Annotated in this window: 23 protein-coding genes; 12 read left to right on the top strand and 11 right to left on the bottom strand. The window is 69.0% G+C overall.

Annotated elements, in window-relative coordinates; all coding sequences use genetic code 11:
* On the bottom strand, positions 1–736 hold a 736-nt coding region (locus ASE31_RS08420), incomplete at its 3' end, for an undecaprenyl-diphosphate phosphatase (protein ID WP_057201204.1).
* A gap of 206 nt (positions 737–942) precedes the next feature.
* On the opposite strand from ASE31_RS08420, the gene ASE31_RS08425 reads away from it, so the two are divergent.
* The 8 genes from ASE31_RS08425 (at position 943) to ASE31_RS08460 (ending at position 7,031) form a co-directional block, all read left to right on the top strand.
* The gene (locus ASE31_RS08425; RefSeq protein WP_057201205.1) at positions 943–1,353 is read left to right on the top strand and encodes a DUF2306 domain-containing protein; all 411 of its coding nucleotides are present in this window, start codon (positions 943–945) and stop codon (positions 1,351–1,353) included.
* A gap of 55 nt (positions 1,354–1,408) precedes the next feature.
* On the top strand, positions 1,409–1,984 hold the full coding sequence (locus ASE31_RS08430; RefSeq protein WP_057201206.1) for a DUF6622 family protein: 576 nt from the start codon (positions 1,409–1,411) through the stop codon (positions 1,982–1,984).
* Positions 1,985–2,018: 34 nt separating this feature from the next.
* The gene (locus ASE31_RS08435; RefSeq protein ID WP_057201207.1) at positions 2,019–2,315 is read left to right on the top strand and encodes a 2TM domain-containing protein; all 297 of its coding nucleotides are present in this window, start codon (positions 2,019–2,021) and stop codon (positions 2,313–2,315) included.
* 23 nt (positions 2,316–2,338) lie between these two features.
* Positions 2,339–3,403, top strand: coding sequence for a dienelactone hydrolase (locus ASE31_RS08440; protein WP_057201208.1), 1,065 nt, complete (start codon positions 2,339–2,341; stop codon positions 3,401–3,403).
* Positions 3,404–3,436: 33 nt separating this feature from the next.
* Positions 3,437–3,733 carry a 2TM domain-containing protein gene (locus ASE31_RS08445; RefSeq protein ID WP_157412414.1) on the top strand — a complete coding sequence of 99 codons (297 nt, stop codon included), beginning with the start codon at positions 3,437–3,439 and terminating at the stop codon, positions 3,731–3,733.
* A gap of 21 nt (positions 3,734–3,754) precedes the next feature.
* On the top strand, positions 3,755–4,822 hold the full coding sequence (locus tag ASE31_RS08450) for a sensor histidine kinase (RefSeq protein ID WP_057201210.1): 1,068 nt from the start codon (positions 3,755–3,757) through the stop codon (positions 4,820–4,822).
* Entirely contained in the window at positions 4,819–5,649 is an 831-nt protein-coding gene (locus tag ASE31_RS08455; RefSeq protein ID WP_057201211.1) for a LytTR family DNA-binding domain-containing protein, read from the top strand. The genes ASE31_RS08450 and ASE31_RS08455 overlap by 4 nt, the downstream gene beginning before the upstream one ends.
* Positions 5,650–5,774: 125 nt before the next feature.
* The gene (locus ASE31_RS08460; protein WP_057201212.1) at positions 5,775–7,031 is read left to right on the top strand and encodes a putative Na+/H+ antiporter; all 1,257 of its coding nucleotides are present in this window, start codon (positions 5,775–5,777) and stop codon (positions 7,029–7,031) included.
* A 9-nt stretch (positions 7,032–7,040) separates the two neighbouring features.
* On the opposite strand, the gene ASE31_RS08465 is transcribed toward ASE31_RS08460, so the two are convergent.
* The gene (locus ASE31_RS08465; protein WP_057201213.1) at positions 7,041–7,652 is read right to left on the bottom strand and encodes a glutathione S-transferase family protein; all 612 of its coding nucleotides are present in this window, start codon (positions 7,650–7,652) and stop codon (positions 7,041–7,043) included.
* Between the two features lie 123 nt (positions 7,653–7,775).
* Here ASE31_RS08465 and ASE31_RS08470 point away from each other — a divergent pair, with 123 nt between their 5' ends.
* Positions 7,776–8,762, top strand: coding sequence for a YafY family protein (locus ASE31_RS08470; protein WP_057201214.1), 987 nt, complete (start codon positions 7,776–7,778; stop codon positions 8,760–8,762).
* Positions 8,759–9,418: an SMI1/KNR4 family protein gene (locus ASE31_RS08475; RefSeq protein WP_057201215.1), complete on the top strand. Its 660-nt coding sequence runs from the start codon at positions 8,759–8,761 to the stop codon at positions 9,416–9,418. The genes ASE31_RS08470 and ASE31_RS08475 overlap by 4 nt, the downstream gene beginning before the upstream one ends.
* Before the next feature lie 35 nt (positions 9,419–9,453).
* On the opposite strand, the gene ASE31_RS08480 is transcribed toward ASE31_RS08475, so the two are convergent.
* The 5 genes from ASE31_RS08480 to ASE31_RS08500 are packed head-to-tail and all read right to left on the bottom strand — an operon-like array spanning position 9,454 to position 13,724.
* On the bottom strand, positions 9,454–9,990 hold the full coding sequence (locus ASE31_RS08480) for a TIGR00725 family protein (RefSeq protein WP_235514357.1): 537 nt from the start codon (positions 9,988–9,990) through the stop codon (positions 9,454–9,456).
* Positions 9,977–10,789 (bottom strand): ABC transporter permease, encoded by an 813-nt coding sequence (locus ASE31_RS08485; protein WP_057201217.1) that lies wholly within the window; start codon positions 10,787–10,789, stop codon positions 9,977–9,979. Before ASE31_RS08485 ends, ASE31_RS08480 begins: the two co-directional genes overlap by 14 nt.
* 10 nt (positions 10,790–10,799) lie before the next feature.
* Positions 10,800–11,891 carry an extracellular solute-binding protein gene (locus ASE31_RS08490; protein ID WP_057201218.1) on the bottom strand — a complete coding sequence of 364 codons (1,092 nt, stop codon included), beginning with the start codon at positions 11,889–11,891 and terminating at the stop codon, positions 10,800–10,802.
* A gap of 40 nt (positions 11,892–11,931) precedes the next feature.
* Positions 11,932–12,960, bottom strand: a complete 1,029-nt coding sequence (locus ASE31_RS08495) for an ABC transporter ATP-binding protein (protein WP_057201219.1) — start codon at positions 12,958–12,960, stop codon at positions 11,932–11,934.
* Positions 12,957–13,724, bottom strand: a complete 768-nt coding sequence (locus ASE31_RS08500; RefSeq protein WP_057201220.1) for an ABC transporter permease — start codon at positions 13,722–13,724, stop codon at positions 12,957–12,959. Before ASE31_RS08500 ends, ASE31_RS08495 begins: the two co-directional genes overlap by 4 nt.
* A gap of 181 nt (positions 13,725–13,905) precedes the next feature.
* Here ASE31_RS08500 and ASE31_RS08505 point away from each other — a divergent pair, with 181 nt between their 5' ends.
* Positions 13,906–14,817: a LysR substrate-binding domain-containing protein gene (locus tag ASE31_RS08505; protein ID WP_057201221.1), complete on the top strand. Its 912-nt coding sequence runs from the start codon at positions 13,906–13,908 to the stop codon at positions 14,815–14,817.
* A gap of 63 nt (positions 14,818–14,880) precedes the next feature.
* On the top strand, positions 14,881–15,279 hold the full coding sequence (locus ASE31_RS08510; protein ID WP_057201222.1) for a hypothetical protein: 399 nt from the start codon (positions 14,881–14,883) through the stop codon (positions 15,277–15,279).
* Between the two features lie 20 nt (positions 15,280–15,299).
* Here the strand turns inward: ASE31_RS08510 and ASE31_RS08515 are convergent, their stop codons facing one another.
* From ASE31_RS08515 to ASE31_RS08530, 4 genes are read right to left on the bottom strand one after another with little or no spacing between them, the layout of a single operon-like run.
* A complete protein-coding gene (locus ASE31_RS08515) occupies positions 15,300–16,754 on the bottom strand; it encodes an efflux transporter outer membrane subunit (RefSeq protein WP_057201223.1) in 1,455 nt (484 codons plus the stop codon).
* Positions 16,754–19,891, bottom strand: a complete 3,138-nt coding sequence (locus ASE31_RS08520; RefSeq protein ID WP_057201224.1) for an efflux RND transporter permease subunit — start codon at positions 19,889–19,891, stop codon at positions 16,754–16,756. The genes ASE31_RS08515 and ASE31_RS08520 overlap by 1 nt, the downstream gene beginning before the upstream one ends.
* A gap of 27 nt (positions 19,892–19,918) precedes the next feature.
* Positions 19,919–23,056 carry an MdtB/MuxB family multidrug efflux RND transporter permease subunit gene (locus ASE31_RS08525; protein WP_057201225.1) on the bottom strand — a complete coding sequence of 1,046 codons (3,138 nt, stop codon included), beginning with the start codon at positions 23,054–23,056 and terminating at the stop codon, positions 19,919–19,921.
* Positions 23,057–23,092: 36 nt separating this feature from the next.
* Positions 23,093–24,910: an MdtA/MuxA family multidrug efflux RND transporter periplasmic adaptor subunit gene (locus ASE31_RS08530; RefSeq protein WP_057201226.1), complete on the bottom strand. Its 1,818-nt coding sequence runs from the start codon at positions 24,908–24,910 to the stop codon at positions 23,093–23,095.
* Positions 24,911–25,134: the final 224 nt, after the last annotated feature.

The raw sequence follows: 25,134 nt of genomic DNA on the forward strand, positions 1-25,134 counted from the left end.
TGTGGCTACTGATGTAGCGCAGCAGCCAGCGCACGCACAGCCAGGCACTGAAGAACGAGAACACCAACCCGACGGCGAACATCGGGATGTCGGCCACCGATAACAGCGCACGCTCCTTGTACAGGCTGTACACACCGGCGCCGATCAGCGTGGGCATGGCCAGGAAGAACGAGAAATCGGTGGCCGCCTTGCGCGACAGCCCGAGCAGCATGCCGCCGATGATGGTGGCGCCGCTGCGGCTGGTGCCCGGCACCATGGCCATGCACTGCACCAGGCCCACCTTGAGGGCATCGAGCGGGCCCATGTCGTCCACCTCGTGGATGCGGGTGGCCCCCGGCGGGCGCTTTTCGGCCCAGAGAATGACGAAGCCCCCCAGGATGAAGGTGCTGGCCACCACCACCGGGATGAACAGGTGCGCCTTGATGGCCTTGCCCAGCAGCAGGCCCAGCACCACCGCCGGTAAAAAGCCGATGAGCACGTTGAGCACCAGGCGCTGCGCGCTGCGCTCGCGGGGCAGCGCCACCAGGGTGGAACGGATCTTCTGCCAGTAGACCAGGATGACCGCGAAGATGGCGCCGGTCTGGATGGCGATGTCAAAGACCTTGGCCTTGGCATCGTCGAAGCCCAGCAGGGAGCCTGCAAGGATCAGGTGGCCGGTGGAGGAGATGGGGAGAAATTCGGTCAGGCCTTCGACCACGCCCATCAGGGCGGCCTTGGCCAGCAAAACGAGGTCCACGCGTGCGTCCTTTTGGCCCACAGGGCCGGCAAAGCTGCCGATTATCCCTGCCGACCGTCCCCGGCCGGCGCCAAAACACCTGCACTTTGCTCCGGTCCGCGGCATTTCGCTCCCTCACCCGTGCATTTCATCGCAGGCCGGTGGTCGCCGCGCAAGGGGATCGGCACAGTACGCCCATCGCTCAAACCTGACCCCAGGAGCCCACCATGCAGATCACCCCCGTCATCGCCATCCACATGGCCGCCGCGCTGGCCGCCCTGGCCATCGGGCCCCTGGCCGTGTGGGCCCGTCGCACCCGTACCCAGCGCCCGCGCCTGCACCGCGCAGCCGGCTACGCCTGGGTCACGCTGATGGCGGCGGTCGCCCTGTCGGCCGTGTTCATCAGCGGCGACAAGGGCCCGCGCCTGGGCGGCTTCGGCCTGATCCACCTGCTGATCCCCATCACCCTGGGCCTGATCGCCCTGTCGTTCCACTTCCTCGTGCGCGGCAACGTGACGGCGCACCGCCGGATCATGCAGGGCACCTACATCGGCTCGGGCCTCGTGGCCGGTGCTTTCACCCTGCTGCCCAACCGCCTGCTCGGCCAGTGGCTCTGGAGCCAGGTCGGCCTCGCCTGAACGCCCCTCCCTCCCATCGATACGAAATTTTTACCCATCACAGGAGCATCTCACCATGATCATCGACCTTCTCATACACCATCCCGAAGCGCTTGGCACCGTGCTGCAGAAGACCCCCACCTGGGTCTGGGGCCTGCTCGCCGGGCTCCTCGCCCTGGGCGGCAGCCAGCTCGTGGCCCGCACCGCCAGCCTGACCCGCGTGGCCGTGATGCCCGTGGCCATGACCCTGTTCTCGGTCTACGGACTGGTGTCGGCCTTCGGCAGCTCCGGCCAGGTGCTGGGCGCCCTGGCCGCCTGGATGGCTGCTGCCGCCGTCGTGGCCACCCTCACCCTGGCGCTGTGGCCCACCCCTCCGACCGGCACCCGCTACCTGGCCGCCTCGCGCAGCTTTCACCTGCCCGGCAGCCCGCTGCCCCTGCTGCTGATCCTGGGCATCTTTTTGACCAAGTACCTGGTCGGCATCGAAATGGCCATGCAGCCCGCTCTGGCGCACGACGCCACCTTCGACCTGGAGATCGCCGCACTCTACGGCGTGTTCAACGGCCTGTTCATCGCCCGCTCGGCCCGCCTGTGGTGCCTGGCCAGGGCGCCCCGGGCGGTGACCACCGCGTCCGACCACGCTGCCGCCTGATTCGCACTTCAGCCCCCCTCCAAGGAGATCCCCCATGTCCCGCCGCTACCCCTTGTCCAACGACCCCATCGAAAACCTGGCCCGCAGGCGTGCCGGCGCCAAGTTCGGCTGGTTGATCCATGCCACCGTGTATGTGCTGGTCAACCTGCTGCTGGTATCGCTGTCGCTGTCCAGCGGACGGCACTGGGCGGTGTTCCCACTCGCCGGCTGGGGCATCGGCCTGCTGGTGCACGGCATGGCTGTGCTCTTCCTGGCCGGTGGTTCGAACTGGCACGAACGCATGGTGCAATCCGAGCGCGATCGCATCGTCCAGAACAACAACCGTCCCTGAAAATCGGGCCCAGGAGACACACCATGCACCAATACACCCGCCTGGCATGGGCAGGCCTGCTCACCCTGACCGCCAGCCTGGCCCAGGCAGGGGTCGGCCTCAAGGAGATCACCGGACTGCAGGGCGATGGCCCGGTCACCGTGTACTACCCCAGCAGTGCCGCCGACCAGCCCCTGCAGCGCGGCCCGTTCCACCTGCAGCTCGCCTGGCAGGGCGCGCCAGTCGCAGGCAATGGCCGGCTGGTCGTGGTCTCGCACGGCTCGGGGGGCAACCCCTGGGTCTATTCAGACCTCGCGCGCTCGCTGGTGGCCGCAGGCTTTGTGGTGGCCATGCCCGAACATGCGGGTGACAACGCCAAGGACCCGTCCAAGCCCGGGCCCGACAGCTGGAAGAAGCGCCCCGCCGAGGTTTCGCGCGCCATCGACGCCATAGCGAAGGACCTAGCACTGGCGCCCCTGCTCTCGCTCGACAAGGTGGGCATGTACGGCATGTCCGCCGGCGGCCACACGGCGCTGAGCCTGGCAGGCGGGCGCTGGTCCCCGGCCCGGTACAGGCAGCACTGCGAGGCGAACATCGCCGACGACTTTGCCACCTGCGTGGGCCTGCTCACCGAGCTCAAGGGCAATTTCCTCGACGGGGTGAAGAAGACCGTGGCGCTGGGCGTGATCCGCCAGCGCTATGAAGACGCTACCTGGTACACACACGACGAGCCGCGCATCGCCGCCATCGTGGCCGGCGTGCCGCTCGCGGCAGACTTCGACATGGCATCGCTGGCCAGGCCCCGGGTACCGCTGGCGCTGATCACTGCGGGCAAGGACCTGTGGCTGGTGCCGCGCTTTCACAGCGACCGGGTGACCGAGGCCTGCGCCGGGCACTGCACCGTGCTGGCCGCCCTGCCCGACGCCAGCCACGGCGCCCTGCTCTCGCCCCAGCCTGCGCTTGCCCAAATGTCCGACCTCGCCGTCCGCCTGCTGGGCGACCCGCCCGGCTTCGACCGTGGCCAGATGCGCGCGGTGGACACGAAGATCGTGCGCTACTTCGAGCAGCACCTGCAGGTGCCGGCACCCGTGCAAGCCAAGGCCCCGTAGCGTGCCACGCTGCAGCCTAGAATCACCCCATCCATGACCGCACCCCTGACCCCCGAAGCCATCGAGAAACTCGCCCGCAAACGCGCAGGCGCCAAGCTCGGCTGGTACATGCATGCCGTCCTGTACGTGGTGGTCAACCTGATCGTGTTCTCCATGTCGCGCTACGGCTTCGGCAACCGCCCCTGGTCGGTGTACCCGCTGCTGGGCTGGGGGCTGGGCCTGGCGCTGCACGGTGTCTCGGTGTTCATTCTGGGCACCGGCAGCGGCCTGCGCGAGCGCATGGTGCAGAAAGAGCGCGAGCGCCTGCTGCGCCAGCGCGACGGCCGCTGAGATGGCGTGAACGATTCCGCCATGAAGATCGACTGGCTCGACAAGCTGCAGCGCCTGCTGCAGACCCTGGCCTTCTGCCTGGCGGTCTCCGGTATCCAGTACGCCTTCCGGCCCGACAAGCCCTACTACATACCTGCCACCTACTCGCTGGCCATTGGTACGCTGACCTGGGCGCTGGTCGACTTCGGCCGCCACCTGTTCGCCTCCAGCGAGGAGTACGGCTGGCCCAAGGGCATTGCCGGCTTTGCACTGCCCCTGGTGGGTATCGTGCTTGGCTACCTGGGCGGCACCCTGCTGGCGGACTGGTGGTGCGGTGTCTCCTCCTGGGACAGTGCGGGGCGCGCGCAGTTGCGCATCTCCATCGGCATCACCGTGGTGGCGGGGACCGTCATCTGCTACTACTTCTACGTGAACGGCAAGAGCGCCTGGATGCAGGCGCGCATGACCGAGGTGCACAGCCAGGCCACCGAGGCCCAGCTCAAGCTGCTGGAGACACAGCTCGAACCCCACATGCTGTTCAACACCCTGGCCAACCTGCGCATGCTGATCGGCACCGACCCGGTGCGCGCACAGGACATGCTGGACCGCATGATTGCCTACCTGCGCGCCACGCTGAGCGCATCGCGCAGCACCCAGCACCCGCTGGCCGACGAGTTCCAGCGCCTGGCCGACTACCTGGAACTCATGGCCGTGCGCATGGGCCCGCGCCTGGCCTACACGCTGGACCTGCCCGAGGCCCTGCGCGAGGTGCCCGTCCCCCCGCTGCTGCTGCAGCCGCTGGTGGAAAACGCCATCCGCCACGGGCTGGAGCCCCAGGTGGAAGGCGGCCATATCACCGTGCAGGCGCGCACACAGGCCGGCCCCAAGGGCAGGATGCTGCTGGTGCTGCAGGTGAGCGATACCGGTGCCGGGCTGAACGCTGCGCCCCCCATCGCGCCTACGGCACCAGGCACCAGTTTCGGACTGACCCAGGTGCGCGAGCGCCTGGCCACGCTGCATGGCGAGGCCGGGAAGTTCGAGCTGGCCGCCCATGCGCCCCGGGGTACCAGCGCCACCATCACCTTTCCCTTGACTACGAGCCCGGCATGAACACCCCCCCCGTGCGCGCCCTGATCGCCGAAGACGAACCCCTGCTGGCCATGGCCCTGCAGCAGGAGCTGGCCCGCGCCTGGCCCGCGCTGCAGATCGCCGCCACCGTGGGCGATGGCCTCTCGGCCGTGCGCCAGGCGCTGGTGCTGCAGCCCGAGGTGCTGTTCTTCGACATCCGCATGCCGGGCCAGAGCGGGCTGGACGCGGCCGTGGAGCTGGCCGATGCCTGGCCGGCGGACATGCCCTTTCCGGCCCTGGTGTTCGTGACGGCCTACGACCAGTACGCCGTGCAGGCCTTCGAGGCCCAGGCGATGGACTATCTGCTCAAGCCCGTGCAGGCGGCGCGCCTGCAAAAGACGGTGCAGAAGCTGCAGCAGGCCCTTGCCGCCAAGGCGCCCGCCACCATCGCGCTCGAAACCACCATGGCCCAATTGCGCCACCTGCTGGCCGCGCCCGGGATAGCCTCCGCCGCACCTGCCCCTGCGGCAGGGAACCCCACAACACCCCTCACGCTGATCCAGGCCAGCAGCGGCAGCCAGATCCACATGGTGCCGGTGGCCGAGGTGCTGTACTTCGAGGCCGCCGACAAGTACGTGCGCGTGCTCACGGCCGAGCGCGAGTTCCTGATCCGCACGCCACTCAAGGAGCTTACGGAGCAACTGGACACCCAGGTGTTCTGGCAAATCCACCGCAGCACCCTGGTGCGCGCCAGCGCCATCACCACGGTGACGCGCGACGAGGCCGGCAAGCTGCACCTGGCCCTCTCGGGCCGGCCCGAGAGGCTGGCCGTGAGCCGGCTGTACGCGCACCTGTTCAAGGCCATGTAAAGTCCGCACCAGACAGCGCTCATGCGAGGTCTGGTAAAATCAGGGCCGGGTGTACACGCCACAAGGGCGTGACAGGTTCATGCGTCGGTCGGGCCGCCACGCGGCTTCACTGCGACTGGAAACCCATGCAACCCCACGCCATCCACTGGATTGCGGCGGCCCTCTTCGGCATTGCCCTGATCCACACCTTTGCCGCGCGCCTGTTCGATCGGCTGTCCCACCGCTACCCCCGCCATGCCGGCCTGCTCCACCTGCTGGGCGAGGTGGAGGTGGTCTTCGGCTTCTGGGCCATCGTGCTCGTGGTCGCCATGGCCCTGATCTCGGGCGGTACCGAAGCACTCGCCTATGCCGAGTCGCGCAACTACACCGAGCCCCTGTTCGTCTTCGTGGTGATGGTGATCGCGGCCTCCAGCCCGGTGCTGCGCACCGTGATCGCAGCGATTGACGCCGTGGCACGGCGCATGCCCCTGCCCACGCCGCTGGCCACCGCCTGGCTGGGGCTGGCGGCCGTGCCGCTGCTGGGTTCTCTGATCACCGAGCCGGCGGCCATGACCATCGCCGCGCTGATGCTGGCACCGCAGATCTTTCGCCCGGCCGTGCCCGAGCGCGTGAAGTACTTCGCGCTGGGCGTGCTCTTCGTCAACGTGTCCATCGGCGGCACGCTCACCTCGTACGCCGCACCACCGGTGCTGATGGTGGCTGCCACCTGGCAATGGGACAGCGCCTTCATGCTGGCCACCTTCGGCTGGAAGGCCGCCATCGCCGTGCTGGTCAACGCCACTGTCTGCGCCGCCCTGCTACGCCGGCACCTGCTGCCGGCCCCGGACGCCACCGCGAGCCGCGTGCCAGCGGTCCCCATGGCCGTGGTGGCCGTGCACCTGGCCCTGCTGGCCGGGGTGGTGCTGTTCGCCCACCACCCCGTCGTGTTCCTGGCGCTGTTCCTGATGTTCCTGGGCTACACCCAGGCCTACGACAAGCACCAGAGCCCGCTCATCATCAAGGAAGCCCTGCTCGTGGGCTTCTTTCTCGCCGGGCTGGTGGTGCTGGGCGGCATGCAGCAGTGGTGGCTGCAGCCCATCGTCTCGGGCCTGCAGCCCCTGGCCCTGTTTGCGGGCGCACTGGGGCTCACGGCCATCACCGACAACGCGGCCCTGACCTACCTGGGATCGCTGATCGAAGGCATGTCCGACCCGGCCAAATACATGCTGGTGGCGGGTGCCGTGGCAGGCGGTGGCCTCACCGTGATTGCCAATGCCCCCAACCCGGCCGGCGTGGCCCTGCTCAAGGGCGGGTTCGAGGACGGGAGCATCGGCGCGGGCGGGCTGCTGGTGGGGGCGCTGCTGCCAACCGCCGTTGCGGCGGCAGCCTTCCTGCTTCTTTAGGGCAGTTGTTCAGTCGGCCTTGAGCTGCATGGAGGGACGCGCCTGCACGCGGGTAAGCCATGCCTGCACGTGCGTGTGCGCTGCCACCGGTGCACCGACGTAGACGCTGTAGCCGAGGACGGAGCCCACGATCAGGTCCACCAGCGAATAGTCGGCGCCCAGCATCCAGGGCTGTGCGGCCAGGCGGGCATCGAGCAGGGCGAGCAACTGGTCCAGGCCGCTGCGCGCTGCGGCCGCATGCACCTCGCTGCGCAATGCCGCATCGCCCTGCGTGGCCACATGCAGGCGCACCAGCAGGGTGCCGTAGGTCACATAGGCCCAGGTGGCCCAGGACAGGGCCTGCATGCGCTCGGGTGTGCCCTCCTTCGGCCACAGGCCGCGCTCCACACCATACTGCCCGGCCAGCCAGAAATGGATGGCCAGGGTCTCGAACATGGGGTTGCCGTCCACCACCATGGTGGGCACCTTGCCATTGGGGTTGAGTGCCAGGAATTCGGGCTTGCGCTGGTCGCCGGCCTGCAGGTCCAGTGTGACGCGCTCGTGGGGAATGCCCAGTTCGACCAGTGCGCTGGCGATGGGGGTGGCGCTGGACATGGGGTGCCAGTAGAGGACGATGGACATGGGAGGCTCCTTGACGTGGTTGTTGAGGGTTCAATCCGTTTCGGCACTGCGCCGGGAACGTGGATGCAATGTAGGATGCATTGCGGACAGATTCCGCCCTCGATTCGACGTACATTCATTTCCATGCTGTCCTCGTCTTCCCGCCTGCTGCGCGTGCTCTCCCTGCTGCAGACCCGCAGCCACTGGGCCGGTGCCGAACTGGCCGAGCGCCTGGAGATCCACCCGCGCACGCTGCGCCGCGACATCGACCGGCTGCGCGAACTGGGCTACCCCATCCACGCCAGCAGCGGCGTGGCCGGTGGCTATGCCTTTCGCGCCGGCCAGGCATTGCCGCCGCTGCTGCTCGACGACGAGGAGGCCCTGGCCGTGGCGATTGCCCTGCGCCTGGCCACGGCCGGCACCGTGGGCGGGGTGGAGGAAAGCTCGCTGCGCGCCATGGTCAAGCTCGAACAGGTCATGCCCGCGCGCCTGCGCAAGCGCATCGATGCGCTGCGCTCGGCCATCCTGCCCACCGAGCATGTAGGCCCGACCGTGCACGCCGCGGCGCTCTCGGTGCTGGCCACGGCCTGCCGCGACCAGCTGCGCGTGGACTTCGCCTACCTGGACGCCAAGGGCCAGGCCAGCCAGCGCAGCGTGGAGCCGCAGGGCCTGGTGCACAGCGGCCAGCGCTGGTACCTGGTGGCCTGGGACCCAGCGCGCAGCGACTGGCGCACCTTTCGCATCGACCGCATGGCCGGCGATGCGGTGGCGGGGGGTCACTTCGCCCCCCGCGCCGGCCCGGACGGGGGAGATCTGCGCGCATACGTCTCACGCTCGGTGGCGCTGACGCAGTACCCGCAGCAGGCGCGCATCATCCTGCACCAGCCGCACGCCACCATGGCGCGGCGCATACCACCATCGGCCGGTGTGCTCGAAGTGCTGGACACCGAGCGTTGCGTGCTGGCCTGCGGCGCCCACCAACAAAGCACGCTGGTGCACTGGCTGCTGGCGCTGGACGTGGAGTTCGAGGTGCTGGAGCCAGAGAGCCTGCGCGACCTGCTGCAGGCCGCCACCGAGCGCGTGGCACGCGGCCTGGCGCGCGGGTCTGGCAATATGGCGCCTTCGACATGAGTACCGCCGACCCCATGCCGCACCTACCCTACCCCGATCTGTTCCAGATGCTGGGCCGCGCGCTCAGGCCCACGGATGCGGTGGACCCGCATGCCATCACCAAGGCCGAACAGGCCCTGGACCTCGCCGCACCACGCGCGCTGCGCGAGTTCTACCTTCTTGCCGGCAACGCGCGCGACTTCACCATGGTGTACGACCAGTTCCTGCCGCCGGCCGACTGGAGCGTGCAGGACGGCAAACTCGTCTTCCTCGAAGAGAACCAGGACGTGGTGCGCTACGGCGCGGACTGCAGCCCCGCGGCGGGCGACGACCCGCCGGTATGGATCACCACCACGGGCGATGCCACCGAGTGGTACCGCGTGTGCGAGAGTTGCTCGGAATTCATCGCCACCATGCTGGTCTGGCAGTGCACGTTCGGCGAGGCGCTGCCGCATGCCGCCTCGGGGCTGGCCGGGCCCGACACCGAGCACGCGCTGCAGGGCCGGTGGCACCATGTGGGCACCGTCAACGAAATGCGCGCCTACGTCCAGCCAGGGCATGCGGCCTGCCTGGTGGAGTGGAGCGATGGCATGCGGGTCTTCGTGGCTGCGCTGAGCGACGACACGCTATGGGCGCTGCAGGATGCGCTGGGTGTGGTGCTGGAAGCCGACGACTGAGCGCGCCGCCCCCGTAAGTTGAACGCCGCGCGACTTTATCCCAACAGGCTTTCAAGCACCTTGTCCAGCAGGTCGTCCACCCCGCTGGCCGGCACGGCCCCCGGCAACTCCACGCCACCGTACAGCACGAAAACCGGCTTACCCCACTTGAGGCCCATGGCCATCTCGGACAGGGTGCCCATGTTGCTGCCGATGGCCACCAGGCAGACTCCGGCGCGCGCGATGATGGCATTGCGCATCTCCCCCATGCCGGTGGGCACCGCCACGCTCAGCCACTCGTTGGCCTGGGAGTCATCGTCTTCGGGCAGGATGCCCACGGCAATTCCCCCGGCCTCGGTCGCCCCGCGCGATGCGGCGGCCATGACACCACCGCGCCCGCCGCAGATCACTGCCATGCCCGCGCCTGCCAGCGCATGCGCCACGGCGTAGGCGGCTGCGCACTCGGCCTCGTCGGCATCGCCGGGCCCGATCACGGCCACCGGCTGGCGGTGGCGCCCCGGCCCCTTCTGCTTCAGGGCCAGGTGCTGCAGCGCCTGCACCACCGGCGCCGGCCAGGTTTCAATGGCCTGCATTGCGCTCGCGCCTTCGCGTAAAGACATCACCCACTCCCATCACCACCACACTCACGACCATCAGCACCAGCGACAAGGCCGCTGCCACCGCGAAATCCGACCCACCATCGCTGACCTGTGCCAGCAGCATCAGCGGCAGGATGTTGAGCTGCGTGCCCACCAGCGCCAGCGCCGTGCCATAGGTGCCCATGGCGATTGCGGCCACCATGCAGGCATTGGACAGCACCGAGGGCAGCACCTCGGGCACCACCGTGTCCCAGAAAGCCCGCGCGCGTGATGCACCCAGCGTGCGCGCGGCCTGTGCCGGGCGCAGGTCGAGGTTGGCGAACACCGGGTACAGCGACAGCGCCACGCGCGGGATCAGGTAGTAGGCATAGGCCACGCCCAGGCCCGAGACGCTGTAGATCCAGCTGCCGATCACGGCCGGGTCACCGCCCAGCCCCGCCAGCAACTGCGTGACGAAGCCCGCGCGCCCGAAGGCCAGGATGAAGCCGTAGGCAATCACCAGCCCCGAGAAGGCCAGCGGCAGGCCCAGCAGGGTCATCATCCACTGGCGCCGCGACGGGCTCTGGCGTGCCAGCTCGATGGCGATGCAGGCGCCCACCAGCGCCGACACCGCGCCCGCCGCCAGCCCCAGCGCCAGCGTGTTGCGCAGCGCACCGAGGAACAGCGGGTTGCCGAACAGGCGCGCAAAGGCGCTGCCGCCATCGCCAAACGCCTCGGGCAGCAAGGCCGCCAGCGGCACCGCGAAAAAGAGCGCCATGAAGGCCCATGCGGGCCAGGCACCGAAGCGTCGCATGCCGGCGAGCCTACTTGTTGCCCAGCGCGGCCTGGGCCCACAGGCGGTCCACCTCGGCCTTGCGCTCGGAGGCCTTGACCACGTCGAGCGGGCGAATCTGCGGAGCGGCTGGCATCTTGGCGGCCACGTCGGCAGACAGCGGCGTGCCGGGCACGGCAGGGCGCACGAAGCCCTGCGCGAACAGCGTCTGCCCGGCCTCGCTCATGATGAAGTTGAGCCAGAGCTTGCCGGCATTCGGGTTGGGCCCGTTCTTCACCAGGCTGATGGCATAGGGCGCGGCCACGCTGGCCTCCTTGGGGATCACCACCTCGACCGCATCGCCCATGCCGTCCACATGCTTGGCCTTGAGGCCGTCGTTCTCGTAGCTGATCCAGACGGGGATTTCGCCCTTGAGGAACTTGGCATAGGGCGTGGTGCCCTCCACGCGCAGCACATTGCCGGCGGCATGCAGTTTGCCCAGGTAGTCGGTGCCGGGCTGCACGTTGTCCACGCTGCCGCCGTTGGCGTAGGCTGCGGCAAAGGTCAGCACCTGGCCGATGCCGGTGGAGCGCGGATCCAGGTAGACCACGGTGCTCTTGAACTCGGGCTTGAGCAGGTCGGCCCAGCCGGTGGGCACGTTCTTCACCAGCTTCTTGTTCACCAGGAAGGCGATGTTGAGCGTGTGGATGGTGAACCAGCGGCCCTCGGCCTCGCGGAACACGGGGGGCAGCTTGTCGAAGTTGACGGGCTTGAAGGGGGCGACCACGTCCTTCTTCGCCGCGTCCACGGCCGACGCTGCGAAGTAGTAGGCGGTGTCGGCCTGCGGGCGGCGGCGGGTCTTCTCCAGCGCCACCACGGTGGCGGCGGAACCGATGTCGTTGTAGGTCAGCTCGATCTCGGGGTAGCGCTTCTTGAAGTCGCGGAACAGCGACTTCCAGTTGGCCCACTCGGGGCCCGTGTCGAACGAGACGCACAGCCCTTCCTTCTGCGCCTCGGCGTACAGGGCCTTCTCGCCCGCATAGAGCTCGGGGCCGTCGAAGGCGAAGGCGGTGCGGGCGGCAAGCGTTGCGAATGACAGTACTGGCAATGCGCCGGCGGCCTGGATCAGTTGTCTGCGTTGCATGGTGGCTCCTCGGTGGGATGGGTTGGGTGAGGGAAGAAACTCAGTCGTCAAGAAGGCGGATGTGCTCGGGCGCGATGGCGATGGCTTGAACCGCAGGCACGGGGGACTCGGCCAGGAAAGGCTTGGCCGCACCGGGCACCTCGAAGTCGTAGCGCGTGAGCGCGCCCAGGTAGCGCTGTGCACCAGTGCGCCCGGCCAGGCGGTTCACGCTACCCGGCGGCGGGTCGGGCTCGATATGCTCGGGCCGCACCAGCACATGCACCTCGGCGCCCGCAGCGCGGGTGCCCGTGTCGGCCGCCAGTTCGGCAAACCCCAGATCGAGCCGCCCGGGCGATGCCACTTTGGCAGACAGGATGGTGGATAGGCCAACGAACTCGGCCACCGCGCGGCTGGCGGGCTGCTCGTAGATCTGGCGCGGGGTGGCGATCTGCAGCAGCCGGCCGTCCTTGAGCATGGCCACGCGGTCGGCCATGACCAGCGCCTCTTCCTGGTCGTGCGTGACCAGCAGCGTGGTGGCGCCAAAGCGCTGCTGGATGGCGCGGATCTCGTCGCGCAGGTGGCCACGCACACTGGCGTCGAGCGCCGACAGCGGCTCGTCCAGCAGCAGGGCCAGCGGGTCGATGGCCAGCGCCCGCGCCAATGCCACCCGCTGCTGCTGCCCGCCCGAGAGCTGGGCAACGCTGCGCTGCGCGTAGCTGCCCAGGCCCACGATGTCGAGCAGTTCCTGCGCGCGCCGGTGGCGCTCGGCCACGCCCACCTTGCGCAGCTTGAGGCCGTAGGCCACGTTGTCGAGCACCGACAGGTGCGGGAACAGGGCATAGCTCTGGAACACCATGCCCATGCGGCGCTCGTGCACCGGTGTGCGCGACATGTCCTTGCCATCGAAGGCGATGTGGCCCGTGTGGCCGGTGGTGAGCCCCGACACCAGCTGGAGCAGCGTGGATTTGCCCGAGCCGCTGGGCCCGATCACCGCCACCAGTTCGCCGGTGCGCACATCCAGGGAGACCTCGTGCAGGCCGTGCGTGCTGCCGGGATAGTGGTAGCTGACGTTGTCGAGGACGAGGCTCATGGGCGGGCTTTGACGAGGGATGAGGACAGCAGGGCCGATGCACCCGCCAGACCCAGCAGGATCACCGTGGCGGCACAGGCAAAGCCCGTGGCGCCATAGAACGCCTGCAGCAGCACGACGGGGTAGGTGCGGTTCTGAAAGCTGGTGAGCAGGTTGGACACGCCGAACTCGCCGACCGAGATGGCGGCCACCATCACCAGGCCGCTGAGCAGGCTCTGGCGCAGGCTGGGCAGCACGATGCCGGTGAACTGCTGCCAGCCCGAGGCGCCCAGCGTGGCTGCGGCCTGTTCGAGCCGGCCAAGGTCCAGGTGGCGCAGATCGGTCAGCAGCGTGTTGGTGAGGTAGGGCAGCGTGAGAATGGCGTGCGCCGCGATGAGCAGCGGCATGGAGCCTAGCCAGGGCGCAAGATCGGTGTTGAACACCACCATGTAGCCAAAAGCCAGGGTGATGGCCGGCACGGCCACCGGCATGGCGCTCACGATGCGCGCCGCCATGCCGCCGCTGCGGCGCGCGCCGTGGTACAGGGCATAGGCCAGGGGCAGCGCCAGCACGGTGTTGATGGCGCAGGCCGCCATGGCCACCACCAGGCTGCTCACGAAGGCCTTGCGGAACGAGGTGTCCTGCCAGAGGTCGAGGTACCACTGGCCCGTGGTGCCCGTGGGCAGCAGCGTGTTGGTCCAGTTGCCGCCCACGCTGCCGAGCATGAGCAGCGCGATGGGCAGCAGCAGGTACAGGCCGTAGATGAGGGAAATGCCGCGGACCACGTTGTTGTCTCCAATGTCAGAATCACCGGCATACTTTCCGGATGCGCTACTGTCCGCCACAAGGCATGCCGCAGCACTGGCCAAATTCTAGGGAGAGACCACCCCATGATGGGTGAAACCTGGATGAGGACAGCTGAGCAATTGGAAAACGTTTTTCACACAGCTTTCACCAAACCCGGATATGAAACGCGACTGCCCGACCATCCAGGAACTGCTGGCCTTCGACGCCGTGGCCCGGCACCAGAGCATCACCCTGGCCTCGGGCGCACTGTGCATCACGGCCAGCGCCGTGAGCAAGCAGGTGGCAGGGCTGGAAGCCTTTCTGGGCCGCCAACTGCTGCAGAAGAACGGCCGCGGGGTGGAGCTCACACCGCAAGGGCGGGTGTACTGGCAGAAGATCTCGGGCGGCCTGCGCGCCATCGAGGCCGCCACCTTCGAGGCCCGCTCGGGCGATGCAGGTGCAGGCCTGCTCACGCTGGCCAGCGTACCCACCTTCCTCACCAAGTGGCTGATCCCGCGCCTGCCGGACTTCAGCCAGAAAAGCCGCCACGTGATGCTCAGCTTCAGCCGCCACCTGGAGCCCAGCGACGGCATACCGGCCGGTGTGGACGCCGCCATCCGCTACGGCCCCGACGGCTGGCCGGGCGTGGTGTCCGAATACATCGCAGGGCGCGAGTTCGTGCTCATCGTGGCGCGCAGCCTGGTCGCGGGGCGCCACCGCATCGCCCAGCCTGCGGACATCCTGGGCCACACCCTGCTGCACCACGAGGGCGCGCCCACGGCCTGGCGACAATGGGCCGCGCAGCATGGCGTGCCCGAGGTGCAGACCCTCGCGGGCCCGCGCTTCGCCCAGTATTCGGCCCTGATCCAGGCCGCGCTCAACGGCCTGGGCATCGGGCTGGTGCCGGCCCTGCTGGTGCAAAAGGAGTTTGCCGAGGGCTCGCTGCTCGCCCCCTGCGGCAGCGCCATTCGCGTGGACCAGGGCCACTACCTGTGCTACCGGCCCGACCGGCTGGACCTGCCGGCGTTTGCGGCGTTCCGCGAATGGCTGCTGGCCGAAGGCGCGCAGTCGCGTGGCGGGGCTGCAGAATGAGCCCGGCCCACCCGTCCGGCCCGTTTGCCGCCGGACACCCATCGCACAACAGGAAGACGTCGCATGCCCGCCACCACTGACCTGCATCACCAGATCCGGCAATTTTTCGATGACTTCGTGGTGGCCTTCGCCACGTTCGACGGTTTCCTCGTGGCCCAGCGCTATGCCGAGCCCTGCATCTCACTGGATGCCCAGGGGGCGCTGCGGTCCTTCCACAGCGGGCAGGAGATTGCCGGCTACTTCCAGTCCGTACTCACCACGTACCATGGAGAAGGCTGCCGGTCGTGCCGGTACCGCGATCTGGAGGTGGTGTCCATGGGTGCACTCAGCGTGCTGGCGACCGTCTCCTGGGAACTCTTGCGCTCCGATGGCAGCGTGGTCAGTGGCTGGCGCGAGTCCTACAACCTGCTGCACAGCGACCAGGGCTGGAGGGTGTTCGCGTCCACGGACCATGCGGGTTGACCTGACCGCAGGCGGCCCCCTCAACGCGCCAGCGGCTCCCAGTTGCCCGCCACGTTCTTGAGCAGCATGTTCACAGCTGCCAGGCGGCGGTTCTTCACGTCGATCAGGCTGCGCTGCGACGAGAGCACACTGGCCTGCGCCGTGATCACGTTGAGGAAGCCCACGGTGCCCGCGCGGTACTGGTTGTTCACCACATCGAGGGCGCGCTGGGCGGCGGCCAGGGCCTCGGTCTGCAGTTGCTGCTCCTGCGCCAGGGCGGCGGCAGCCGTGAGGTTGTCCTCCACCTCCTGCAGCGCCGTGAGCACCGCCTGGCGGTAACTCGCAGCGGCCTGGTCGTTGCTGGCGCGGGCCGATTCCACGGCGGCAGTGCGCGCACCGCCATCGAACAGCGACACGGCCAGCGCGGGGCCGAGGGACCAGAACAGGTTGGGCGCACTCAGCAGGTTGGACAGCTCCGAGCCCCGGTACCCGGCCGAGCCCGACAGCGTGAGCGCCGGGAAGAAGGCCGCGCGCGCCACGCCGATCTGGGCATTGGCGGCGGCCACGCGGCGCTCGGCGGCGGCGATGTCGGGGCGGCGCTCCAGCAGTTGCGAGGGCAGTTGCGCGGGCACGGGCGGCGGGGCTGGCAGCTCGGCCGTGGCCGGCAGGCTGAAGGCGGCGGGCGCCTGGCCCACCAGCGCGGCCAGCGCATGTTCGAGCTGGCTGCGGCTGGTCTCGGATTCGAGCAGTTGCACCTGGGTGTTCTTGTACTGCGCCTCGGCCTGGGCCACGTCGGCCAGCGATGCCACGCCGGCCGCCTGGCGGTTGCGCGTGAGCTCCCAGCTGCGGTCATAGGCATCGAGGGTCTCGCGCAGCAAGCGGGCCTGGGCCTCGGCGGCACGCAGCGAGAAATAGGTCTGTGCCACCGTGGCCTGCACCGACAGGCGCATGGCGGCCAGGTCGTCGGCGCTGGCCTGGGCGCTGGCGCGGGCGGCATCCACCGTGCCCGAGATGCGGCCCCAGAGGTCGAGTTCCCAGCTCGCATTCAGGCCCAGCGAATGGCTGGTGCTGATGCGCGCATTGCTGCTGCCGTCGGCCTGCAGCGTGCTGCCGCTGCGCGAGCGCGAACTGCTGGCGCTGGCGCCCAGGCTGGGCAGCAGGCTGGCGCTGCTGCTGGCCACGGCCGCCTGGGCGGCACGCAGGCGCGCCACGCTCAGCGCAATGTTCTGGTTGCCAGCGGCAGCCTGCTGCTGCAGCACATCCAGCGTGGCATCGCCATACAGCGACCACCATGCGGCGGGCACGGTCTGGTCACCACCGGGCTGGGCCGGCTGCCACAGGCCCTGGGCGGCGGCGCTGCTTTCCTTGTAGGCCGGAGGTATCTCCATGGCCGGGCGCTCGTAGGCCTGCTGGCTGGCGCAGGCACCGAGCAGGGCCAGAACGGCCAGCGAGAGCGCCAGCCGTGCAGGGAACGGGGAAGAAGGGGTCGAAAGCATCAATCGTTTCCTTGAAGCGCCACGGCGGGGACCGGCGCTGGGCGCTGTCTGCGCCAGCGGCGCGCCGTGCGCAGCACGCGTGCGCGCAGGCGGTCCAGCGCCACGTAGACCACGGGCGTGGTGTAGAGCGTGAGCACCTGGCTGAACAGCAGCCCGCCCACGATGGCGATGCCCAGGGGCTGGCGCAGCTCGGCGCCATCGGCCCGGCCCAGGGCCAGGGGCAGCGCGCCAAAAATGGCTGCCATGGTGGTCATGAGGATGGGGCGCAGGCGCAGGTTGCAGGCGCGGTAGATGGCCTGGGCGGCGCTCACGTGGCCGCCGCGCTGGCGCACCAGCGCGAAGTCGATCATCATGATCGCGTTCTTCTTGACGATGCCGATGAGCAGGATCACCCCGATCAGCGCTATCAGCGAGAACTCGGTCTTGAACAGCATCAGCGCCAGCAGCGCACCCACGCCGGCCGATGGCAGGGTGGAGAGGATGGTGAGCGGGTGCACCAGGTTCTCGTACAGGATGCCCAGCACCAGGTAGATGGTGATGATGGCCGCCAGGATCAGCAGCGGCTGTCCGGCCAGCGCATCCTGGAAGGCCCCGGCCGTGCCGCCGAAGATGCCGCGTATGCCCACGGGCACGCCCAGCTCGGACACCGCGTTGTGCACCGCGTCGGTGGCCTGCGACAGCGAGATGCCCGGCGCCAGGCTGAAGCTCACCGTGCTGGCCGGCGTGCCCCGGTCGTGGCTGACCGACAGCGGCGTGTTGGTCTGCGTGATGCGCGCAAAGGCCGTGAGCGGAATCTGCTGGCCCAGGTTGTTCACGAAGAAGAAGCTGCGCAGCGTCTCGGGGTCCTGCAGGTACTGGGGCGCGGCCTCCATCACCACGCGGTACTGGTTGAGCGGGTTGTAGATCACGCCCACCTGGCGCTGGCCGAAGGCGTCGTTGAGCGTGGCGTCGATGGTGGCCACCGACAGGCCCATGCGCGTGGCGGCGTCGCGGTCGATCACCAGCGTGGTCTGCAGGCCGTAGTCCTGCACGTCGCTGTTCACGTCCTCCAGCTCGGGCAGCTGCGACAAGGCCTGGCGGATGCGCGGCTCCCAGGTGCGCAGCTCGGCGATGTCGTCGGCCTGCAGCGTGTAGTCGAACGAGGCGCTGCTTTGCCGCCCGCCGATGCGGATGTCGCGCTGGGGGGTCATGAACAGGCGCGCGCCGGGCTCGTTCTTGAGCTGCTCGCGCAGCCGCGCGATCACTGCGTCCGAGCTCTCCTGCCCCGGCCCGCGCTTGAGCGACATGAACATCTGCGCCGCATTGCGCTGCCAGCCGCCCGTGAAGCCGGTGACATGCTCCACCGCCGGGTCGGCCTGCACGATGGCGAGGAAGCGCTGCAGCCGCTGCTCCATGGCCTGGAACGAGGTGGACTGGTCGGCCCGGATGAAGCCCGAGATGCGGCCCGTGTCCTGCTCGGGCATGAAGCCCTTGTCGATGGCGGTGTACAGGTAGACATTGCTGGCCACCACGCCCAGCAGCACCAGCAGCACCACGGGCTGGTGGCGCAGGCACCAGGCCAGGCTGCGGCGGTAGGCGCGCAGGCCGCGCTCCTGCAGCCGGTCGACCCAGCGCGAAAAGCGCGCCCAGCGGGACTGGCTGGGCGCCCTGGGCGCACGGTGCTGCTTGAGCAGCACCGCGCACATCATGGGCGTGGTGGTCAGCGAGACCACCAGCGACACCAGGATGGCCGCCGACATGACGATGGCGAACTCGCGAAAGAACCGGCCCACGATGCCGCCCATGAACAAAATGGGCACGAACACCGCGATCAGCGAGATGCTCATGGACACCACGGTGAAGCCGATTTCGCGCGCCCCGTCGAGCGAAGCCTGCAGTGCCGTCTTGCCGCGCTCCATGTGGCGCATGATGTTCTCCAGCACCACGATGGCATCGTCCACCACGAAGCCGGTGGCCACGGTGAGCGCCATCAGCGACAGGTTGTCGAGCGTGTAGCCCGCCAGGTACATGATGCCGAAGGTGCCCGCCAGCGACACCGGCACCGCCACGCTGGGGATGAGCGTGGCGCGCGCATTGCGCAGGAACAGGAACACCACCATGATCACCAGCGCCACGGCGATCAGCAGGGCACGCTCCACCTCCTTGACCGAGGCGCGCAGCGTGGGCGTGCGGTCGGAGACGATCTCGATGTCGATGGCCGCCGGGATGGACGCCTTGAGCGCCGGCAGCAGCGCACGCACGCGCTCCACCGCTTCGAGGATGTTGGCGCCGGGCTGCTTGTACACCTGCAGCAGGATGGCCGGCTTGCCATTGGCAACGCCGAAGTTGCGCACGTCCTGCACCGAGTCGGTGACCTGGGCCACGTCGGCCAGGCGGATGGCGTTGCCGTCCTTCCAGCGCAGCACCAGGGGGGCGTAGTCGGCTGCCACGCGGGCCTGGTCGTTGGCGGTCACCTGCCAATAGTGGTCCTCGCGCTCAACCGAGCCGAGCGGGCGATTGGCATTGGTGCTGGTAATGGCCGCACGCACCTGCTCCAGCGAGACGCCGTTGGCCGCCAGGCGCAGCGGGTCGAGCTGCACGCGCACGGCGGGCAGCGCACCGCCGCTGATGGAGGCCTGGCCCACGCCCTCGACCTGCGAGAGCTTTTGCGCCATGACGGTGGAGGCCGCGTCGTACATCTGCCCGCGCGTGAGCGACTCGGACGTGAGCGCCAGGATCATGATGGGCGAATCGGCCGGGTTCACCTTGCGGTAGGTGGGGTTGCTGGGCATGCCCGTGGGCAGCAGCGTGCGCGATGCATTGATGGCCGCCTGCACGTCGCGCGCGGCACTGTCCACCGTGCGGCTCAGGTCGAACTGCAGCGTGATGGAGGTGCTGCCCAGCGTGGAGCGCGAGGTGATTTCATTGACGCCCGCGATGGCCCCCAGGGCCCGCTCCAGCGGTGTGGCCACCGTGGCGGCAATGGTGTCGGGGCTGGCCCCGGGCAGGCTGGCCGAGACCGAGATGGTGGGGTAATCGACCTGCGGCAGCGGTGCCACGGGCAGCAGGAAGTACGACACCGCCCCCGCCAGCGCCAGGCCGATGGTGAGCAGCATGGTGGCGATGGGCCGGTGGATGAAAGGGGTGGACAGGCTCACGCGCGCCCCCTGCCATCGGCATGTGCCTTACGCATGGTTGGCCCCCGCCGCAGCGGCGGCCTTGGCCGCGCGCCGTGCGCGCCAGCGCTCGGCCGCATTCTCGAAGGTCAGGTAGATCACCGGCGTGGTGAACAGCGTGAGCAGTTGGCTCACGATGAGGCCGCCCACCATGGTCACGCCCAGCGGATGCCGCAGCTCGCTGCCCACGCCCGTGCCCAGCATCAGCGGCAGCGCGCCCAGCAGGGCCGCCAGCGTGGTCATCAGGATGGGGCGAAAGCGCAGCAGGCAGGCCTGGTAGATGGCCTCGCGCGCGCCCATGCCCTGCTCGCGCTGGGCCTCCAGCGCGAAGTCGATCATCATGATCGCGTTCTTCTTGACGATGCCGATCAGCAGCACGATGCCGATGATGGCGATGATGTCCACGTCGAGCCCCGTCACCAGCAGCGCCAGCAGCGCGCCCACGCCGGCCGACGGCAGGGTGGAGAGGATGGTGATCGGGTGGATGGTGCTTTCGTAAAGCACGCCGAGCACGATGTACATGGTGACCACCGCCGCCAGGATGAGCAACAGCGTGTTCGACAGCGAAGCCTGAAAGGCCAGCGCAGCGCCCTGGAAGCTGGTCTCCACCGAAAGCGGCAGTAGCCCCGCTTCCTTGGCGGCGGCCTGCTCGGCCTGGATGGCCTTGACCGCATCGCCCAGCGCCACGCCGGGCGCGGTGTTGAACGAGATGGTGGCCGCGGGCAGCTGGCCCACGTGGTTCACGCCCAGGGCCATGGGCCGCTCCTCGATGCGCGCCACGGTGGACAGCGCCACCGGCTTGCCCGCCGTGGAGGTGACGTAGATGTTGGCCAGCGCCTCGGGGCCCACCTTGAACTGCGGCGCCACCTCCAGCACCACGCGGTACTGGTTGGACTGCGTGAAGATGGTGGAGATGAGGCGTTGGCCGAAGGCGTTGTACAGCGCCGTGTCGATGCCCGACACCGTGACCCCCAGGCGGCTGGCCTGGGCCCGGTCGATCTGCACATAAGCCTGCAGGCCCTGGCTCTGCAGGTCGCTGGCCACGTCGGCCAGCTGCGGCAGGCCGCGCATGCGGCGCACCAGGTCGGCGGTGCTGGCCTGCAACTGCGTGGAATCGGGCGAGGAGACCAGGAGTTGGTACTGCGTGCGCGCCACGCGGTCCTCGATGGTCAGGTCCTGCACCGGCTGGGCATACAGGCGGATGCCGGGCAGGTCGGCCGTGTCGTCGGCCAGGCGGCGCACCACGGTGGACGCCTTGTCGCGCTCGCCATGGGGCTTCAGGTCGATCAGCAGGCGGCCGGTGTTGAGCGTGGTGTTGGCGCCGTCCACGCCGATGAAGGACGAGACGCTCTTGACCGCCGGGTCGCGCAGGATGCGCTCGGCCAGTTGCTGCTGGCGCTCGGCCATGGCGGCGAACGAGATGGATTGGTCGGCCTCGGTCGTGGCCTGCAGCGTGCCCGTGTCCTGCACCGGGAAAAAGCCCTTGGGCACCACCATGTACAGCAGCACCGTGAGCGCCAGCGTGGCGATGAACACGATCCAGGTGAGCCCCTGGTGGCCCAGCACCCAGTTCAGCGCGCGGCCGTAGTGGGCGATGGTGCGGTCGAAGAAGCGGCCGGTGGCCTGGTACAGGCGGCCATGGCTTTCTTCCGGCGTGTGGCGCAACAGGCGCGCGCACAGCATGGGCGTGAGCGTGAGCGAGACCACCGCCGAGATCAAAATGGCCACGGCCATGGTGATGGCGAACTCGTGGAACAGCCGGCCCACCACGTCGCCCATGAAGAGCAGCGGGATCAGCACGGCAATCAGCGAAATGGTCAGCGAGATGATGGTGAAGCCGATCTGCTTGGCGCCCTTGAGCGCGGCCTGCAGCGGGTGTTCGCCCTCTTCCACGTAGCGCGCGATGTTCTCGATCATCACGATGGCGTCGTCCACCACGAAGCCGGTGGAGATGGTCAGCGCCATCAGCGTGAGGTTGTTGATCGAGAACCCCGCCATGTACATCACGCCGAAGGTGCCCACCAGCGACAGCGGCACCGCCACGCTGGGGATGAGCGTGGCCGAGGCGCTGCGCAAAAACACGAAGATCACCGCCACCACCAGGCCGATGGCCAGGGCCAGCTCGACCTGCATGTCCTTGACCGAGGAGCGGATGGTGACCGTGCGGTCGGTGAGGATCTGCACGTCCAGCGAGGCCGGCAGCGTGCTCTGCAGCTGGGGCAGCAGGGCCTTGATGCGGTCCACCGTCTCGATCACATTGGCGCCGGGCTGGCGCCGGATGTTGAGGATCACACCAGCGCGTGCACCCGTGTCGGGCGTGCCGGCCCAGGCGGCCAGCCGGGTGTTCTCGGCATCGTCCACCGTGGCGGCCACATCGCTCAGGCGCACCGGCACACCATTGCGCAATGCGATCACCAGGTTCTGGTACTCCGCCGCCGACTGCAACTGGTCATTGGCGTCGATGGTCGAAGCGCGTGCCGGGCCGTCGAAGCCGCCCTTGGCCTGCTTGACGTTGGACGAGGCGATCATGCTGCGCACGTCTTCGAGCGTCATGCCCACCGCCGCCAGCGCCACCGGATTGACCTGGATGCGCACAGCCGGGCGGCGGCCACCGGCGATGGCCACCAGGCCCACGCCCTTGACCTGCGAGAGCTTGGGCGCCAGGCGGTTCTCCACCAGGTCGTTGACGCGGATCACCGGCAGCGAGGGCGAGGTGATGGCCAGCGTGAGGATGGGTGCGTCCGCCGGGTTCACCTTGCTGTAGATGGGCGGCATGGGCAGGTCGTTCGGCAGCAGGTTGCTGCCGGCGTTGATGGCCGCCTGCACCTGCTGCTCGGCCACATCCATGGCCATGTCCAGCGCAAAGCGCAGGTTGATGACCGAGGCCCCGCCCGAGCTGGTGGAGGACATCTGCGCGAGGCCCGGCATCTGGCCGAACTGGCGCTCCAGTGGCGCGGTGACGTTGGAGGTCATCACGTCGGGGCTCGCGCCCGGGTACAGCGTGGTGACCTGGATGGTGGGGTAGTCCACCTCGGGCAGGGCCGAGATGGGCAGCAGCCGGTAGGCCAGCAGGCCGGCGATCAAGAGCGCCACCATCAGCAGCGAGGTGGCGATGGGGCGCAGGATGAAGATGCGCGAAAGGTTCATGGGGACGGTGCCCGCTTCAGGGTGATCGGGGCCGCGTCAGCGCGACGCCGCTGCGCCAGGGGCCGCAATGCCGGCCGCCTGCATCTTGCTGCGGATGAAGGCACGCCGCTCGTCGGGCGCCATGGCCTGCAGCTTCTGGCGCTCCTCGGGGCTCATCTTTTCAAGCAGGGCCCGCACCTCGGGCGACATGCCAGGGCGGCGCTCGCCATCGGGGGCATCGCCTTGCGCACGCGGGCCGCCTTCGCTGCGGGGACCGCCTTCGGCCCCGGCTCCAGTGCTGGCCCGGGGCATTTCGCGTGGCGCACCCTCGGTGGCCCCGCGCGAACCCTCAGCGCTGCGGCCACCGGCAGGGCGCGATGCCGCAGGCGAAGGCGCGGCAGAGGCCGACGCAGCGGCTGCTGGTGCGGACGCAGCGGCTGCTGGCGCTGCGGCCTCGCTACCCACCGTGCTGCTGGCCGCGCCTGCAGGCCCGGCGGCACCGGGCTGGTTGCGCTTGCTGCGCAAGAAGGCGCGGCGCTCCTCCTGCGTCATCTTGGCGAGCTTGTCGCGCTCTTCCTGGGTCAGGTTGCGCATCATGGCCGCGCGGCGGGCGCCGCCATCCTGGGCGGCCTCGTCGGCGCGTGCGGCGGCGCCCGAATCGATCACGGCCACCTTGGCGCCTTCGCGCAGGCGGTCGATGCCGTCGACCACCACCTGGTCGCCGTCCTTGAGTTCCCCTTCGACCGCCACGCGGTCGCCATCGGCCACGCCCACGCGGATGCGCCGCTGCGTCACCGTGCCATCGGGCTGCACCAGGTAGACGTAGTTGTTCTGGATGGCCGTGCCGGGCACGGTCAGCGCGTTTTCCAGCAGGTTGACCTGCAGGCGCACGTTCACGAACTGGTTGGGGAACAGCGTGCCGTCGTCGTTGGCAAAGCTGGCCTTGACCTTGATGGTGCCGGTGGTCGCGTCGATGGCGTTGTCCAGTGCGCCCAGGCGGCCACGCGCCAGGCGGCGCTTCTGTTCGCGGTCCCACAGCTCCACGGGCAGCTCGGCGCCTTGGGACAGGCGCTGGTTGATCTGCGCCAGGTGCGCCTCGGGCACGGAGAACACCGCGTCGATGGGGCGCACCAGGTTGATGGTGACGATGCCGTTGGCGTCCGAGGGGCCGACCACGTTGCCCCGGTCGGCCTGGCGCAAGCCCAGGCGCCCGGCGATGGGCGCTGTGATGCGGGTGTAGCTCAGCTGCAGCTTGGCGGCGTCCACCTGGGCCTGGTCAGCCGCCACGGTGCCTTCGAGCTGTCGCACCTGCGCAGCCTGGGTGTCCACCTGCTGGCTGGCGATGGAGTCCTTGGCCAGCAGGTCCTGGTAGCGCTTGAGGTCGAGCTGCGCGTTCTTGAGCAGGGCCTGGTCGCGTGCGAGATTGCCCTGCACCTGCCCCAGCGAGGCCTGGTAACTGCGGGGGTCGATCTCGGCGAGCAACTGGCCGGCCTTGACCTCTTCGCCCTCCTTGAAGCGCAGGCTGGTCAGCTCGCCGCTGACCTTGGCGCGCACGACAGCCGTGGCGCGTGCGCTCATGGTGCCGATGGCGTTGACCTGCACCCGCACGTCCTGGCGCCGCACCACGCCCACCGAGACGGGCTGGGTTTGCCCGCCCGCGCTGAAACGTGCCGCCCCCCGGCCCCCGGGACCGCCCGGGCCGCCGCGCCCCGCAGGCGCATCGGCCTGGGCCGGCGCCGCCTGGCGCTGCTTCCACCACAGCCCGCCACCCACGGCAGCGGCGATGAGCACCAGCAGCACGACCCACCACAGGGCGCGCCCCTGTTGGCGCAAGAGGGACCGCGGAGACACAGGCAGGGAACGGAGGGACGGCATGGTGGACGCAACAGATGGAATCGTGGCTATGGTAGCCATCCGCCAAGGCACTCCGGCGCGCAGGCAAAGGGATTTACCCTGCCTTTACCCTCGCTTTACGGCGTTATCAAGGCCGAAACGCAATTCAGTTGCCCATGGCGCTGCGCGCCACCCGCATCGCATGAAACTGGCGCTGCCCAAGCCAGTGCCCCCGTGCAAGGGCCGCCCCGCCGCACCGGGGGCGT

The sequence above is a fragment of the Acidovorax sp. Root217 genome, from assembly GCF_001428645.1.
Classification (GTDB): Bacteria; Pseudomonadota; Gammaproteobacteria; order Burkholderiales; family Burkholderiaceae_C; genus Acidovorax.